Source organism: Bradyrhizobium sp. ARR65 (assembly GCF_000472385.1).
Lineage (GTDB): Bacteria > Pseudomonadota > Alphaproteobacteria > Rhizobiales > Xanthobacteraceae > Bradyrhizobium.
Genome location: NZ_AWZU01000014.1, coordinates 42,319 through 55,867, shown reverse-complemented (window position 1 = coordinate 55,867; position 13,549 = coordinate 42,319). Strand labels below are relative to the sequence as shown.

Annotated in this window: 20 protein-coding genes; 19 read left to right on the top strand and 1 reads right to left on the bottom strand. The window is 63.7% G+C overall.

Going from position 1 to position 13,549, the window contains the following annotated elements; genetic code table 11:
- The first annotated feature begins 35 nt into the window (after window positions 1–35).
- The 19 genes from rplN (at window position 36) to F758_RS0117165 (ending at window position 12,328) form a co-directional block, all read left to right on the top strand.
- On the top strand, window positions 36–404 hold the full coding sequence (gene rplN / locus F758_RS0117255; protein WP_024509036.1) for a 50S ribosomal protein L14: 369 nt from the start codon (window positions 36–38) through the stop codon (window positions 402–404).
- Window positions 404–718: a 50S ribosomal protein L24 gene (gene rplX / locus F758_RS0117250; protein WP_024509035.1), complete on the top strand. Its 315-nt coding sequence runs from the start codon at window positions 404–406 to the stop codon at window positions 716–718. The genes rplN and rplX overlap by 1 nt, the downstream gene beginning before the upstream one ends.
- The gene (gene rplE, locus F758_RS0117245) at window positions 711–1,268 is read left to right on the top strand and encodes a 50S ribosomal protein L5 (protein WP_035722323.1); all 558 of its coding nucleotides are present in this window, start codon (window positions 711–713) and stop codon (window positions 1,266–1,268) included. Before rplX ends, rplE begins: the two co-directional genes overlap by 8 nt.
- Window positions 1,269–1,314: 46 nt before the next feature.
- Entirely contained in the window at window positions 1,315–1,620 is a 306-nt protein-coding gene (rpsN, locus tag F758_RS0117240; protein WP_024509033.1) for a 30S ribosomal protein S14, read from the top strand.
- Between the two features lie 13 nt (window positions 1,621–1,633).
- Window positions 1,634–2,032, top strand: a complete 399-nt coding sequence (gene rpsH / locus F758_RS0117235) for a 30S ribosomal protein S8 (RefSeq protein ID WP_024509032.1) — start codon at window positions 1,634–1,636, stop codon at window positions 2,030–2,032.
- A 17-nt stretch (window positions 2,033–2,049) separates the two neighbouring features.
- Window positions 2,050–2,583 (top strand): 50S ribosomal protein L6, encoded by a 534-nt coding sequence (gene rplF / locus F758_RS0117230; protein ID WP_024509031.1) that lies wholly within the window; start codon window positions 2,050–2,052, stop codon window positions 2,581–2,583.
- Window positions 2,584–2,594: 11 nt separating this feature from the next.
- A complete protein-coding gene (gene rplR / locus F758_RS0117225) occupies window positions 2,595–2,957 on the top strand; it encodes a 50S ribosomal protein L18 (RefSeq protein WP_024509030.1) in 363 nt (120 codons plus the stop codon).
- 108 nt (window positions 2,958–3,065) lie between these two features.
- On the top strand, window positions 3,066–3,641 hold the full coding sequence (rpsE, locus tag F758_RS0117220; RefSeq protein ID WP_024509029.1) for a 30S ribosomal protein S5: 576 nt from the start codon (window positions 3,066–3,068) through the stop codon (window positions 3,639–3,641).
- A 24-nt stretch (window positions 3,642–3,665) separates the two neighbouring features.
- Window positions 3,666–3,854: a 50S ribosomal protein L30 gene (gene rpmD, locus F758_RS0117215; RefSeq protein ID WP_024509028.1), complete on the top strand. Its 189-nt coding sequence runs from the start codon at window positions 3,666–3,668 to the stop codon at window positions 3,852–3,854.
- A 19-nt stretch (window positions 3,855–3,873) separates the two neighbouring features.
- The gene (gene rplO / locus F758_RS0117210; RefSeq protein WP_024509027.1) at window positions 3,874–4,359 is read left to right on the top strand and encodes a 50S ribosomal protein L15; all 486 of its coding nucleotides are present in this window, start codon (window positions 3,874–3,876) and stop codon (window positions 4,357–4,359) included.
- Between the two features lie 149 nt (window positions 4,360–4,508).
- Window positions 4,509–5,840 (top strand): preprotein translocase subunit SecY, encoded by a 1,332-nt coding sequence (gene secY, locus F758_RS0117205; RefSeq protein WP_024509026.1) that lies wholly within the window; start codon window positions 4,509–4,511, stop codon window positions 5,838–5,840.
- A 72-nt stretch (window positions 5,841–5,912) separates the two neighbouring features.
- Window positions 5,913–6,755 (top strand): adenylate kinase, encoded by an 843-nt coding sequence (locus tag F758_RS0117200; protein WP_024509025.1) that lies wholly within the window; start codon window positions 5,913–5,915, stop codon window positions 6,753–6,755.
- Window positions 6,756–6,943: 188 nt separating this feature from the next.
- Entirely contained in the window at window positions 6,944–7,312 is a 369-nt protein-coding gene (gene rpsM / locus F758_RS0117195) for a 30S ribosomal protein S13 (protein WP_024509024.1), read from the top strand.
- A gap of 115 nt (window positions 7,313–7,427) precedes the next feature.
- On the top strand, window positions 7,428–7,817 hold the full coding sequence (gene rpsK / locus F758_RS0117190) for a 30S ribosomal protein S11 (protein WP_007603045.1): 390 nt from the start codon (window positions 7,428–7,430) through the stop codon (window positions 7,815–7,817).
- Window positions 7,818–7,924: 107 nt separating this feature from the next.
- Entirely contained in the window at window positions 7,925–8,968 is a 1,044-nt protein-coding gene (locus F758_RS0117185; protein ID WP_198026520.1) for a DNA-directed RNA polymerase subunit alpha, read from the top strand.
- Between the two features lie 111 nt (window positions 8,969–9,079).
- A complete protein-coding gene (gene rplQ / locus F758_RS0117180; RefSeq protein WP_024509022.1) occupies window positions 9,080–9,496 on the top strand; it encodes a 50S ribosomal protein L17 in 417 nt (138 codons plus the stop codon).
- 315 nt (window positions 9,497–9,811) lie between these two features.
- Window positions 9,812–10,606 carry an SDR family NAD(P)-dependent oxidoreductase gene (locus tag F758_RS0117175; protein ID WP_024509021.1) on the top strand — a complete coding sequence of 265 codons (795 nt, stop codon included), beginning with the start codon at window positions 9,812–9,814 and terminating at the stop codon, window positions 10,604–10,606.
- 11 nt (window positions 10,607–10,617) lie between these two features.
- Window positions 10,618–10,914 carry a DUF1330 domain-containing protein gene (locus tag F758_RS0117170; protein ID WP_024509020.1) on the top strand — a complete coding sequence of 99 codons (297 nt, stop codon included), beginning with the start codon at window positions 10,618–10,620 and terminating at the stop codon, window positions 10,912–10,914.
- Between the two features lie 103 nt (window positions 10,915–11,017).
- Window positions 11,018–12,328 (top strand): chloride channel protein, encoded by a 1,311-nt coding sequence (locus F758_RS0117165; RefSeq protein WP_024509019.1) that lies wholly within the window; start codon window positions 11,018–11,020, stop codon window positions 12,326–12,328.
- A gap of 153 nt (window positions 12,329–12,481) precedes the next feature.
- Here the strand turns inward: F758_RS0117165 and F758_RS0117160 are convergent, their stop codons facing one another.
- A complete protein-coding gene (locus tag F758_RS0117160) occupies window positions 12,482–13,495 on the bottom strand; it encodes a zinc-binding alcohol dehydrogenase family protein (RefSeq protein WP_024509018.1) in 1,014 nt (337 codons plus the stop codon).
- Between the last annotated feature and the right edge of the window lie 54 nt (window positions 13,496–13,549).

Genomic DNA, 13,549 nt, shown 5'->3' with positions numbered 1-13,549 from the left:
TTTGCGCGACAGATTGAAGAGGACGAGGTGCATCAATGATTCAGATGCAGACCAACCTCGACGTGGCCGACAATTCCGGTGCACGCCGTGTCATGTGTATCAAGGTGCTCGGGGGCTCCAAGCGCCGCTATGCCACCGTGGGCGACGTCATTGTCGTGTCCATCAAGGAAGCGATTCCGCGCGGCAAGGTGAAGAAGGGCGACGTGATGAAGGCCGTCGTGGTGCGGGTCCGCAAGGACATCCGCCGGCCCGACGGCTCGGTGATCCGTTTCGACCGCAACGCCGCGGTGCTGATCAACAACCAGCAGGAGCCGGTCGGCACCCGTATCTTCGGGCCGGTGCCGCGCGAGCTGCGCGCCAAGAACCACATGAAGATCATTTCGCTGGCGCCGGAGGTGCTGTGATGGCTGCCAAGATTCGCAAAGGTGACAAGGTCATCGTGCTGACCGGCCGCGACAAGGGTCGCACCGGCGAGGTGTTCGAGGTGCGCCCCGCGGAAGGCACCGCGCTGGTCCGCGGCGTCAACGTGGTGAAGCGCCACCAAAAGCAGACCCAGTCCCAGGAGGGCGGCATCATCTCCAAGGAGGCGCCGATCCACCTGTCCAACATCGCGTATCTCGGCAAGGACGGTAAGCCGACGCGCATCGGATTCAAGATTCACGCGGACGGCAAGAAAGTCCGCATCGCCAAGAGCTCGGGAGCTGAGATCGATGGCTGAGACCGCTTACGTGCCGCGCCTGCGCGCGGAGTATGATCGCAAGATCAAATCCATGCTGACCGAGAAGTTCGGCTACAGCAATGTCATGCAGGTGCCGCGGCTGGACAAGGTCGTGCTCAACATGGGCGTCGGCGAGGCCGTGAACGACCGCAAGAAGGCGGAGACGGCGGCGGCCGACCTGTCGCTGATCGCTGGCCAGAAGGCCGTGGTGACCTATTCCAAGGGTGCGATCGCGACGTTCAAGCTGCGCGAGAACCAGCCGATCGGCTGCAAGGTCACACTGCGCAAGGCACGGATGTACGAGTTCATTGACCGGCTCGTGAACGTCGCGCTGCCGCGCGTGCGCGACTTCCGCGGGTTGAACCCGAAGAGCTTCGACGGCCGCGGCAACTATTCGCTCGGCATCAAGGAGCACATCATTTTCCCGGAGATCGATTTCGACAAGGCCGGGGAGTCCTGGGGCATGGACATCACCGTGTGCACCACCGCGCGCACCGACGACGAGGCACGTGCCCTGTTGACCGCTTTCAATTTCCCGTTCCGGCAGTGAGACGCTGACGAGAAGCGTCTCAAACGCGGATACCTAGGAGCCAAGCATGGCAAAGAAGAGTTCAGTCGAGAAGAACAACCGGCGCAAGCGGATGGCCAAGAATGCCGCGCCCAAGCGGGCGAGGCTGAAGGCGATCATCGCCGACAAGACCAAGCCGATGGAAGAGCGTTTCGCAGCGACCTTGAAGCTCGCGGATATGCCGCGCAATTCCTCGGCCACGCGGATCCGCAACCGCTGCGAGCTGACGGGGCGTCCGCGCTCCAACTACCGCAAGAACAAGCTCTCCCGCATCGCGCTGCGCGAACTCGGCTCCAAGGGCCTGGTTCCCGGGCTCGTGAAGTCGAGCTGGTAAGGAGGGTCGCACGATGTCAACGCACGATCCGATCAGCGATTTGATCACCCGCATCCGCAACGCGCAGATGCGCTCGAAGTCCAAGGTGACGTCTCCGGGCTCGAAGATGCGCCAGAGCGTGCTCGATGTGCTGAAGTCGGAAGGTTACATTCGCGGCTACGCCACGGTCGAGCACCCCTCGGGACGCAACGAGCTCGAGATCGAGCTGAAGTATTTCGATGGCGAGCCGGTGATCCGCGAGATCGAGCGGGTCTCCAAGCCGGGCCGGCGGGTCTACACCTCGGTGAAGAACCTGCCGCGGGTCAACAACGGGCTCGGCATTTCGGTGTTGTCGACGCCGAAGGGAATCATGGCTGACCACGAAGCGCGCGAGGCGAATGTGGGCGGCGAAGTTCTCTTCACGGTGTTCTGAGGAAGGATTTTTACGCCATGTCACGCATTGGCAAAAAGCCCGTGGCGGTGCCGTCCGGTGTGACCGCGACCGTCGAAGGGCAGACCGTCAAGATGAAGGGGCCGAAGGGCCAGCTTCAGTTCGTCGTCCATGACGACGTCGAGGTGAAGTTCGAGAACGGCGCCGTGAAGGTCGCGCCGCGCTACGAGACCAACCGTGCGCGTGCGCTTTACGGCACGGCGCGAGCGCAGATCGCCAACCTGGTGGCCGGCGTCACCAAGGGCTTCGAGAAGAAGCTCGAGATTACCGGCGTCGGCTACCGCGCCGCGATGCAGGGCAAGAACCTGCAGCTCGCGCTCGGCTACAGCCACGACGTGATCTATCCGATCCCGGAGGGTATCTCGATCGCGGTGCCGAAGCCGACCGAGATCACGGTCAGCGGCAACGACGTGCAGCGCGTCGGCCAGGTGGCCGCCGAGATCCGCGCCTTCCGTCCGCCGGAGCCCTATAAGGGCAAGGGCGTGAAGTATGTCGACGAATTCATCTTCCGCAAGGAAGGCAAGAAGAAGTAACGGAGCCGGTCATGTCCAGAAACAAGGTCACGAATGCCCGGCGCAAGCAGCGCGTGCGCCTGGCGTTGCGGCGCTCGGCCAATGGCCGTCCGCGGCTGAGCGTGTTCCGCTCGTCGAAGCACATCTACGCGCAGGTGATCGACGACCTGAAGGGCGAGACGCTGGCTTCGGCCTCGTCGCTCGAGAAGGAAATGCGCACAAGCGGCAACACCGGCGCCAACATCGATGCGGCCAAGGCCGTCGGCAAGTTGCTGGCGGAACGCGCCGTGAAGAACGGCGTCACGGAAGTGGTGTTCGATCGCGGCGGCTATCTCTATCACGGGCGCGTCAAGGCGCTCGCGGACGCGGCGCGCGAGAGCGGGTTGAGCTTCTAACGAGAATGATCCGGAAAAGTGGGTACCGGTTTTCCGACAGGATCATGCTCAAAACGAACTGAACGGATAGGACAGAGGCGAAGGCCTCTCTAGAGATTGGAAAGAGCTATGGCAGCGGAACGCGAACGCGGCGGACGCGAACGGAGCAGGGAGCGCGAGGAGCGCGACAGCGAGTTCGTCGACAAGCTGGTCCACATCAATCGCGTGGCGAAGGTCGTCAAGGGCGGCAAGCGCTTCGGCTTTGCGGCGCTGGTCGTGATCGGCGACCAGAAGGGCCGGGTCGGTTTCGGCCACGGCAAGGCGCGCGAGGTGCCGGAGGCGATCCGCAAGGCAACGGACTCCGCCAAGCGCAACCTGACCCGGGTCGCTTTGCGTGAAGGCCGCACGTTGCATCATGACATCGCCGGCCGCCACGGCGCGGGCCGCGTCTACCTGCGTGCCGCCCCCGCCGGTACCGGCATCATCGCCGGCGGTCCGATGCGCGCGGTGTTCGAGACTCTCGGCATTCAGGACGTGGTGGCGAAGTCGATCGGCTCGTCCAACCCGTACAACATGGTGCGCGCGACCTTCAACGCGCTGAAGAACCAGGATTCGCCGCGCTCGGTCGCGGCGCGCCGCAGCATCAAGGTCTCCACGCTGCAGGCTCGTCGCGTCGGCGGCGATGCCGAGGCGGCGGCGGACTAATTCAAGCTTTCGGAGTTTAGGACCATGGCCGCAAAGACCATCAGGGTCGAGCAGACCGGCAGCCCGATCCGCCGCCACCACTCGCAGCGTTCGACGCTGATCGGGCTGAAGCTCAATCGGATCGGCCGCACCGCCGAACTGCCGGATACGCCGGCGGTTCGCGGCATGATTGAAAAGGTTCAACATCTCGTCCGCATCGTCGACGAGAAGTAGTGAGACAAGGAGAAGGGCGATGAAGCTCAGCGAGATCGCCGACAACGCCGGTTCGCGCAAAAAGCGCATGCGCGTCGGCCGCGGCATCGGTTCAGGCAAAGGCAAGACCTCGGGCCGCGGCGGCAAGGGGCAGACCGCGCGCTCGGGCGTGCGCATCAAGGGATTTGAAGGCGGCCAGATGCCGCTGCACCGCCGCTTGCCCAAGCGCGGCTTCAACAACGTGTTCCGGGTCGAGTACGCCGAAGTCAACCTCGACCGTATCCAGCAGGCGATCGACGCCAAGCAGCTCGATGCGGGCAGCGTGATCAACGCCGAAGCGCTGGTGAAGGCCGGCGTGCTCCGGCGCGCGAAAGCGGGCCTGCGGCTGCTCGGGCGGGGCGAGATCAAGTCGAAGGTGAATGTCGAGGTGCACGGCGCCTCGAAGTCGGCGATCGCCGCGGTCGAGAAGGCCGGCGGTACGGTCAAGGTCCTCGCACCTGCGAAGGAAGAGGGCGAGGCGGCGTAAATTCTGCGTCATTCTTCGCCTTCGCGGGCGACGACGCAGGATTTGCGATGGACTTATCAAAGGCCGAGCACCAAATACTGTCCGGCGCCTGCCTGATGTCTCGCGTCGCGCGAGCATGACGTCGCAGGGCCGGCGGGAGAAAGTCAAAGATGGTCTCAGCAGCGGAACAATTGGCGGCCAACCTTAACTTCGGCGCGCTGGCCAAGGCCGACGAACTCAAGAAGCGCATCTGGTTCACCTTGGGTGCGCTGCTGGTGTACCGGCTCGGCACCTACATCCCGCTGCCCGGCATCGATCCCAACGTCTGGGAGCAGGTGTTCCGCACCCAGGCCGGCGGCATTCTCGGCATGTTCAACATGTTCGCTGGCGGCGGCATCCACCGCATGGCGATCTTTGCGCTGAACATCATGCCGTACATCTCGGCGTCGATCATCATCCAGCTCTTGACCACGGTGTCGCCGCAGCTCGAGGCGCTGAAGAAGGAGGGCGAGGCTGGCCGCAAGACGCTGAACCAGTACACCCGCTACCTCACGGTGCTGCTTGCCGCGTTCCAGTCCTATGGTATCGCGGTCGGTCTCGAAGGCGCCGGCAACGTCGTCACCGACCCCGGCCTGTTCTTCCGCCTCTCCACGGCGGTGACGCTCACTGGCGGCACCATGTTCTTGATGTGGCTGGGCGAGCAGATCACCTCGCGCGGCATCGGCAACGGTATCTCGCTCATCATTCTCTCCGGCATCGTGGCTGAGCTGCCCACGGCGCTCGCGAACATGCTCGAGCTCGGCCGCCAGGGCGCGCTGTCGACCGGTCTTATCCTGATCGTCATCGTGATGGCGGTCGCCGTGATTGCCTTCATCGTGTTCATGGAGCGCGCGCAGCGCCGGCTGCTGATCCAGTATCCGAAGCGTCAGGTCGGCAACAAGATGTTCGAGGGCCAGTCTTCGCATCTGCCGCTGAAGCTGAACACCTCGGGTGTGATTCCGCCGATCTTCGCGTCCTCGCTGCTCTTGCTGCCGACCACCGTCGCCAACTTCAATGCCGGGAAGGGGCCGGAATGGTTCCAGTGGATCACGACTCAGCTCGGCCATGGCCGGCCGCTGTTCCTCGTGCTCTATCTCGCGATGATCGTGTTCTTCGCCTTCTTCTATACCGCGATCGTCTTCAACCCGACCGAGACGGCTGACAATCTGAAGAAACATGGCGGTTTCATTCCGGGCATCCGCCCTGGTGAACGCACCGCGGAATATATCGACTATGTGCTGTCGCGGATCACGGTCGTCGGTGCGATTTATCTTGCGATCGTCTGCCTGATACCCGAAATACTGATTTCCTACGCGTCGGTGCCGTTCTACTTTGGTGGTACGTCGCTTTTGATCGTAGTCAGTGTCACCATGGATACGGTGGCGCAAGTTCAAGGCTACCTGCTCGCCCATCAATATGAAGGGCTGATCAGGAAGTCGAAACTGAGAGGGCGGCGCCGCTAGAGCTGCGGCTGCCGCGGTGGATAGATAACTACAGGTGAGTTTCGCTCACCGATCGCCGGGGGGCGAACACCGATGAGACTGATTCTTCTGGGACCGCCGGGGTCGGGCAAGGGCACCCAGGCACAGCGGCTGGTCCAGCGTTACGGCATTGTGCAGCTTTCCACCGGCGAGATGCTGCGCGCGGCCGTCGCGGCGGGTACGCCGGTCGGGTTGCAGGCCAAAGACATTATGGCGGCCGGCGGCTTGGTCCCAGACGAGATCGTCGTCAGCATCATTTCCGACCGAATCGAGCAGCCCGACGCCAAGAACGGCTTTGTGCTGGATGGCTTTCCGCGCACGGTTCCGCAGGCCGAGGCGCTGGATGAGCTACTGAAGAAAAAGCACGTGAAGCTGGATGCCGTGATCGAACTGCGCGTCAATGAGAGCGCGCTGCTCGCGCGCGTCGAGACGCGGGTCGAGCAGATGCGCGCGCGCGGCGAGGAGGTGCGGGTCGACGACACGCCGGAAGTCCTCACCAAGCGCTTAGCGAGCTATCGCGCCCAGACCGAGCCGCTGATTCACTACTATTCCGAGCGGCGTAAGCTGTTGACCGTCGACGGCATGATGACGATCGAGGAGGTCACCCGCGAGATCAACCGCATCCTGCACGCCATCGGCGCGGTGGAAGCCAAGCCGCCCAAGAAGGCGGGTTCCGCCAAGCGGAGCGCCACAGGGGCGCGGAAGACCACTAAAAAGACCGCAGCGAGGCCCGTAAAATCGGCTGCCAAGGCGGCCAAGGGCCGAACTCCGGCCAAAAAGACCCCAAAAGCGGCCCGCAGGGCGGTCAAACGGGCCTCGGAGGCCACCCGGAAGGCGGCCAAGAAGGCGCCCCGGAAGGTGGCAAAAAAGCTCACGAAAAGGCGAGCTAAAGGCTAGAGGCGGTTGACGAAAGCCACTTGAATCCATTAATAAGCGCGGCATCCAAGTCGGATAGTTTTTCAGACGATGCCTCGCCCCGAGGAAGCAGAGGGCAAGGCGTCGTGTTCGCGTTTGCGGACACCTGCCCGAGAGCAAGAACTTAAGAAGCTGCCTCCCCGGAGGGAGCGGCGACAGGAGAGAAGTCCGTGGCCCGTATTGCCGGCGTCAACATCCCGACCAATAAGCGCGTGTTGATCGCGCTCCAGTACATCCATGGTATCGGCCCCAAGATCGCGGCCGACATCGTGGAAAAGGTCAAGATCCCCGAGGATCGCCGCGTCAACCAGTTGACCGACCAGGAAGTGCTGCAGATCCGCGAGGTCATCGACCGCGACTATGTCGTGGAAGGCGACCTTCGCCGCGAGACCGGCATCAACATCAAGCGGCTGATGGATCTCGGCTGCTATCGTGGCCTGCGCCATCGCCGCGGCCTGCCGGTGCGTGGTCAGCGGACCCACACCAACGCGCGCACGCGCAAGGGCCCGGCCAAGGCGATCGCCGGCAAGAAGAAGTAATTGAGATTTTGCGAGCAGTGGGCGGCGAGCAGGTTTGTTCACCGCCGATCGTTCGCGTTCACAGGTGTAGCCGCTGGCATTACGGCGGCGTTGAGATCTTAAGGAAAGGTTTTAAATGGGCAAGGAAGCCACCCGCGTCCGCCGTCGCGAGCGTAAGAACATCGCCTCCGGCGTGGCGCATGTGAACTCGTCGTTCAACAACACCACCATCACCATCACCGACGCGCAGGGCAACACGATCGCCTGGTCGTCGGCGGGCACGATGGGATTCAAGGGGTCGCGCAAATCGACCCCGTATGCCGCGCAGGTCGCGGCGGAGGATGTCTCCAAGAAGGCGCAGGAACATGGCATGCGCACGCTGGAAGTCGAGGTCGCGGGCCCCGGTTCGGGCCGCGAATCCGCGCTCCGCGCGTTGCAGGCGGCGGGCTTCACCGTCACCTCGATCCGCGACGTGACGACGATTCCGCATAATGGTTGCCGACCGCGCAAGCGCCGGCGCGTTTGATGTTGTCGCCGCAGGGAGAGCCTGTCCCTCGCGGCGTCTTGGACTTTTATTGATGATCCGCGGCAAGTGATCCGCGAAGTTTCCAACGCCGGCAATCGACATGGCAGATTGGCCGGCCTGAGGGTGAAACCGTGACGATCCAGAAAAATTGGCAGGAATTGATCCGCCCTAACAAGCTCCAGGTGACGCCGGGCTCCGATGCCTCGCGCTTTGCGACGCTCGTCGCCGAGCCGTTGGAGCGCGGCTTCGGCCAGACGCTCGGCAACGCGCTGCGCCGCGTGCTGTTGTCCTCGCTGCAGGGCGCGGCCGTGCAGTCGGTGCACATCGACGGCGTGCTGCACGAGTTCTCCTCGATCGCCGGCGTGCGCGAGGACGTGACCGACATCGTGCTCAACATCAAGGACATCTCGATCAAGATGCAGGGCGAAGGCCCCAAGCGCATGGTCGTGAAGAAGCAGGGCCCGGGCGTCGTCACCGCCGGCGACATTCAGACGGTCGGTGATATCAGCGTGCTCAATCCGGAGCTGCAGATCTGCACGCTGGACGAGGGTGCGGAGATCCGCATGGAATTCACAGTTACGACCGGCAAGGGCTATGTGCCCGCCGAGCGCAACCGGCCCGAGGACGCGCCGATCGGCTTGATCCCGATCGACAGCCTGTTCTCGCCCGTGCGCAAGGTCTCCTACAAGGTCGAGAACACCCGCGAGGGCCAGATCCTCGACTACGACAAGCTGACCATGACGATCGAGACCAACGGCGCGATTACGCCGGAGGATGCCGTCGCCTATGCCGCGCGCATCCTGCAGGATCAGCTCAACGTGTTCGTCAACTTCGAAGAGCCGCGCAAGGAAGTTGCGCAGGAGATCATTCCGGATCTCGCCTTCAACCCGGCCTTCCTCAAGAAGGTCGACGAGCTCGAGCTCTCGGTGCGTTCGGCAAACTGCCTGAAGAACGACAACATCGTCTACATCGGCGACCTCGTGCAGAAGTCGGAAGCGGAGATGCTGCGTACCCCGAACTTCGGCCGCAAGTCGCTGAACGAGATCAAGGAAGTGCTGGCGCAGATGGGCCTGCATCTCGGCATGGAAGTGCCGGGCTGGCCGCCGGAGAACATCGACGAGCTCGCCAAGCGCTTCGAGGATCATTACTGATCAAACAAAAAGCCAAAGCGCGATTGCGCTTTGGCGGGCGAACGCAGGAAGCCCACCTGAGCAACATGTCCGACGAACCGTCGCGGCAGATCAAACGTAGAGGAATAGACTATGCGTCACGGCAGGGTTCATCGGAAGCTTAATCGCACGCACGAGCACAGGCGCGCGATGTTCGCCAATATGTGCGCGGCACTGATCAAGCACGAGCAGATCGTCACCACGCTGCCCAAGGCCAAGGAGCTGCGGCCGATCGTGGAGAAGCTGGTTACGCTCGGCAAGAAGGGTGGCCTCGCGAATCGCCGCCAGGCGATCAGCGAGCTGCGCGACGTCGACATGGTCAAGAAGCTGTTCGATACGCTGGCCACCCGCTACAAGGACCGCCAGGGCGGTTATACCCGTATCATCAAGGCGGGCTTCCGCTACGGCGACAACGCGGCGATGGCGGTGATCGAGTTCGTCGACCGCGACGTCGATGCCAAGGGCCAGGACTCCGGCCCGGTGGAAGAGACGAAGGCCGAAGCGGCGTAAGCCGGCTGCCTCGCCCAGGTTTCAAGAGCGGCGCCAAGGGCGCCGCTTTTTATTTGCGCGATGGTCATCTCCCCACCGTCGTCCTGGCGAAAAGCCAGGACCCCATAACCACAGGCCGCGGTTTTGCGGACGGTGTCTGCCACCGGCTCCAATTGATAGCTTGCGGGTGTCGCGACAAGCGCTCGCGCTGACGGTCCCGCCTCTCCGCGACGACGACGGGGGAGGGGAGCCGCCATGCTGAAAAGCAACGCGTCGGCGATTGCGTCTGCAATCACCGTCTCCAATATCTCCCGCACCAACTGACGGAGATAACGCATGAACATCGACCTTTCCGGAAAAACCGCGCTGGTTACCGGCTCGACCGCGGGGATCGGCTACGCCATTGCCAAAGGCCTAGCGGCCTCGGGGGCCGATGTCGTGATCAACGGGCGCGGTCAAGGCAAGGTCGATGCGGCCGTGGCAAAGCTCGCGAAAACTGCGCCCGGCGCCAAGGTCCGCGGCATCGCCGCCGACGTCTCGACATCAGCCGGCTGCAACGCCCTGCTCAAAGCGCTGCCGGAGGTCGACATCCTCGTCAACAATGCCGGAATTTTCGAGCCGAAGGATTTCTTCGAGATCTCCGACGAGGACTGGACGCGCTTTTTCGAGGTCAACGTGATGTCCGGCGTGCGGCTGTCGCGCGCCTATATGCCGGGCATGCTGAAGCGCAATTGGGGTCGCATCGTCTTCATCTCCTCGGAGTCCGCGCTCAACATCCCGACCGAGATGATCCAGTACGGCATGAGCAAGACCGCGCAGCTCGCGATCGCGCGGGGGCTCGCCAAGCTGACCCGCGGCACGGCCGTGACCGTCAATTCCGTGCTGCCGGGCCCGACACTGTCGGAAGGCGTCGAGACCTTCGTGAAGGATCTCGCCAGGCAAAACGGCCAGTCGGAGCAGGAGGCGGCCACCAACTTCGTCAGGCAGCATCGGCCGGGTTCGCTGCTGCAGCGCTTTGCCTCGACCGACGAAGTCGCCAACATGGTCGTCTATGTCGCCTCGAAGGAGGCGTCCGCCACCAACGGCGCGGCGCTGAGGGTCGAGGGCGGCATCGTCGATACCATCGCTTGAGGCGCGGCGCGATGACGGCTTACGTCATTTCCGAAGTCGAGGTGTGGGACGCGCACGCGATCGAGCGCTACCGCACGCTTGCTGCCCAATCAATCGCGCTATATGGCGGCCGCTATCTGGCGCGAGGCGGTGCGGCGGAACTGGTGGAGGGCGGTCCACCGCCGAAGGCGCTGGTCATTGTCGAATTCCCCTCGATGCAGCGTGCGCACGAGTGGTACGCTTCGAAAGAATACGGCGAAGCACTGAAGGTGCGGCGGACGGCGCTGGAGCGGCGGCTGATTTTCGTCGAGGGGCTGCCAGTCGTCTGAGCCCAGCGAACTCGCCGATGGGCCACGCCGGGTGGGCAGGCACCAAACGGCGCTGCGCAGGATATCGGCTTGCATCCTGCGCGGCGATCGGCAATCTCAGCGCATGATACCGGCGCTCTCCACCCGCAATAGGCGACGTCTGAAGATCACGTCGGCACGGTGGCAGCGCCGCGCGATCTTCCTGCTCGGCGGCGTCGTGGTCGGCGGTGCCGCGGTGGCGCTGGCCGCGCTCGCTGATCAGGCACAAATTGCCTTTGCGCTTCTGCTCTCGAAATCGCGTTATGCCGCGCTGGTGGTGACGCCGCTTGGCTTTGCGCTTTCGGTGTTCCTGACCAACCGTTTCTTTCCAAACAGTCAGGGCAGCGGAATCCCGCAGGCGATCGCGGCACGCCACCTGACGGACCAGGCGGCCCGCGGCAGCCTCGTCTCGATCCGTATTGCGATCGGCAAGATCATCCTCACGCTGTTTGGACTGTTATGTGGCGCTTCGGTGGGGCGCGAAGGACCGACGGTTCAGGTCGGCGCGTCCATTATGTTCGCGCTGGGTCGCTTCTCGCCACGCCGGCAACCGGGATTGATTCTGGCCGGCGCGGCCGCCGGCGTCGCCGCCGCCTTCAACACGCCGTTGGCCGGAATCGTGTTCGGCATCGAGGAGATGAGCCGGGCATTCGAGACCCGTACCTCCAGCCTCATCATCGCGGCGGTGATCGCGGCCGGCCTGACCTCGATCGCCCTGATGGGGAATTACGCCTATTTCGGCTCCAGCCCCATGGCGCTGCGGAACGGCATCGACTGGCTGGCGATTCCGGTCTGCGGGGTCGTCGGCGGCCTGATGGGCGGGCTGTTCAGCCGCATCCTGATCACGATGGCGCGTGGCCTGCCAAACGGCTTGGGGCGCGCGATCAAACGCCATTCGCTCGCCTTCGCGCTGCTCTGCGGCCTTGCGGTTGCGGTCTGCGGCCTGATCTCCGGCGACACCATCTATGGCACGGGTTACGCACAGGTGAAGGCGGCGCTCGAGAATGGCGCCCCGCTGCCCGCCGACTTCGGCATCCTTAAATTCCTGGCCACCACCTTCGCCGCAATCAGCGGCATTCCCGGCGGCATCTTTTCCCCATCGCTTGCGGTGGGCGCCGGACTTGGCGCCAACGTCGCCTCGCTCTTTCACGGTGCGCCGCTGCCCGCGATCATGTTGCTCGGCATGGTCTCATATTTCGCCGGGGTGGTGCAGGCGCCGATCACCGCCTTTGTCATCGTGACCGAGATGACCGACAACCACGCCATGGTGGTGCCGTTGATGGCCGCGGCCCTGATCGCCCACGCTTCGTCGCGGGTCATTTGCGAGGAGGGCGTCTACCACGCCCTCGCCAAGGGATTCATCGAGCGCGCCGAGCCTCCTCGCGACAGGACCTAGACCTAGGTCGGCAAAGGCCCATAGCGCCGTTCCCACCATCCTGCCAAGCCCGTTGTTAACCTCCGCCATTGCGAGCGAAGCGAAGCAATCCAGAGCCGCGCAAGAGACTCTGGATTGCTTCGTCCGCTTCGGTCCTCGCAATGATGAGCGGGCCTACCACCCCTCCAGCACGATCTTGCCGCGCGATTTACCGCTCTCCAGCAGCGCATGCGCGCGCTTCAGGTTCGTCGCGTTGATGGTGCCGAAGATCTGGTCCAGCGTCGTGCGCAGCACGCCCTTGTCGATGAGGTCGGCCACATCGTTCAAGAGCTGATGCTGGGCGATCATGTCGGGCGTCTGGAACGAGGAGCGGGTGAACATCGACTCCCAGTGCACCGAAATCGCCTTGCCCTTGAAGACGGCGATGTTGAACTCCGGCGGATCGTCGATCAGGCCGAACCTGCCCTGCGGCGCCATGAAATCGGCGATCGCCTTGTAGTGCTGGTCAGAGGCGGTGAGGCTCGCGACCAGCGCGACCGGCGGCGGTTTCAAGGCCTCGATCTGCTCCTTCATCGGCTTGCCGTGATCGATCACGGCATGCGCGCCGAGCTCGAGGCACCATTTCTGCGACTCCGGCCGCGTCGCGGTGGCGACCACCGTCAGTCCCGTGAGCCGCCGCGCGAGCTGGATCAGGATCGAGCCGACCCCGCCGGCGCCGCCGGTGATCAGCAGCGTGCGCGGATCAAGGCTCTTGCCGGGCACCGCGCCCAGCCGGTCGAACAGCAATTCCCAGGCGGTGATCGAGGTGAGGGGCAGGGCGGCGGCCTGCGCAAAGGACAGCGATTTTGGTTTGTTTCCGACGATGCGCTCGTCGACCAGATGAAACTCGGAATTGGTGCCCTGGCGCTGGATCGAGCCGGCATAGAAGACCTCATCGCCCGGTTTGAACAGCGTAACATCAGGCCCGACCGCATCCACAATTCCGGCCGCATCGAAGCCCAGAATCTTGTACTGCCCCTCCGGGGGTTCGGCGCGCTTGCGCACCTTGTAATCGACCGGATTGGCCGAGATCGCCTTCACCGCGACGCGGATGTCCCTCCCGGCCGGTTCCGGCTTGGCGGTCTCGAAATCGATCAGGGCATCCGGCGCGTCGATCGGCAGCGATTTTTTGTAGCCTACGGCCTTCATGGATTGTCTCCTCGTCGTTGAGAAACTCGCCACGCTAACTGTCGCGCTGGCGCC

Bases quoted from the DNA above. Each gene is read 5' to 3' on its own strand.
- rplN (WP_024509036.1), top strand. From the start codon at position 36: ATGATTCAGATGCAGACCAACCTCGACGTGGCCGACAATTCCGGTGCA.
- rplX (WP_024509035.1), top strand. From the start codon at position 404: ATGGCTGCCAAGATTCGCAAAGGTGACAAGGTCATCGTGCTGACCGGC.
- rplE (WP_035722323.1), top strand. From the start codon at position 711: ATGGCTGAGACCGCTTACGTGCCGCGCCTGCGCGCGGAGTATGATCGC.
- rpsN (WP_024509033.1), top strand. From the start codon at position 1,315: ATGGCAAAGAAGAGTTCAGTCGAGAAGAACAACCGGCGCAAGCGGATG.
- rpsH (WP_024509032.1), top strand. From the start codon at position 1,634: ATGTCAACGCACGATCCGATCAGCGATTTGATCACCCGCATCCGCAAC.
- rplF (WP_024509031.1), top strand. From the start codon at position 2,050: ATGTCACGCATTGGCAAAAAGCCCGTGGCGGTGCCGTCCGGTGTGACC.
- rplR (WP_024509030.1), top strand. From the start codon at position 2,595: ATGTCCAGAAACAAGGTCACGAATGCCCGGCGCAAGCAGCGCGTGCGC.
- rpsE (WP_024509029.1), top strand. From the start codon at position 3,066: ATGGCAGCGGAACGCGAACGCGGCGGACGCGAACGGAGCAGGGAGCGC.
- rpmD (WP_024509028.1), top strand. From the start codon at position 3,666: ATGGCCGCAAAGACCATCAGGGTCGAGCAGACCGGCAGCCCGATCCGC.
- rplO (WP_024509027.1), top strand. From the start codon at position 3,874: ATGAAGCTCAGCGAGATCGCCGACAACGCCGGTTCGCGCAAAAAGCGC.
- secY (WP_024509026.1), top strand. From the start codon at position 4,509: ATGGTCTCAGCAGCGGAACAATTGGCGGCCAACCTTAACTTCGGCGCG.
- F758_RS0117200 (WP_024509025.1), top strand. From the start codon at position 5,913: ATGAGACTGATTCTTCTGGGACCGCCGGGGTCGGGCAAGGGCACCCAG.
- rpsK (WP_007603045.1), top strand. From the start codon at position 7,428: ATGGGCAAGGAAGCCACCCGCGTCCGCCGTCGCGAGCGTAAGAACATC.
- rplQ (WP_024509022.1), top strand. From the start codon at position 9,080: ATGCGTCACGGCAGGGTTCATCGGAAGCTTAATCGCACGCACGAGCAC.
- F758_RS0117175 (WP_024509021.1), top strand. From the start codon at position 9,812: ATGAACATCGACCTTTCCGGAAAAACCGCGCTGGTTACCGGCTCGACC.
- F758_RS0117170 (WP_024509020.1), top strand. From the start codon at position 10,618: ATGACGGCTTACGTCATTTCCGAAGTCGAGGTGTGGGACGCGCACGCG.
- F758_RS0117165 (WP_024509019.1), top strand. From the start codon at position 11,018: ATGATACCGGCGCTCTCCACCCGCAATAGGCGACGTCTGAAGATCACG.
- F758_RS0117160 (WP_024509018.1), bottom strand. From the start codon at position 13,495: ATGAAGGCCGTAGGCTACAAAAAATCGCTGCCGATCGACGCGCCGGAT.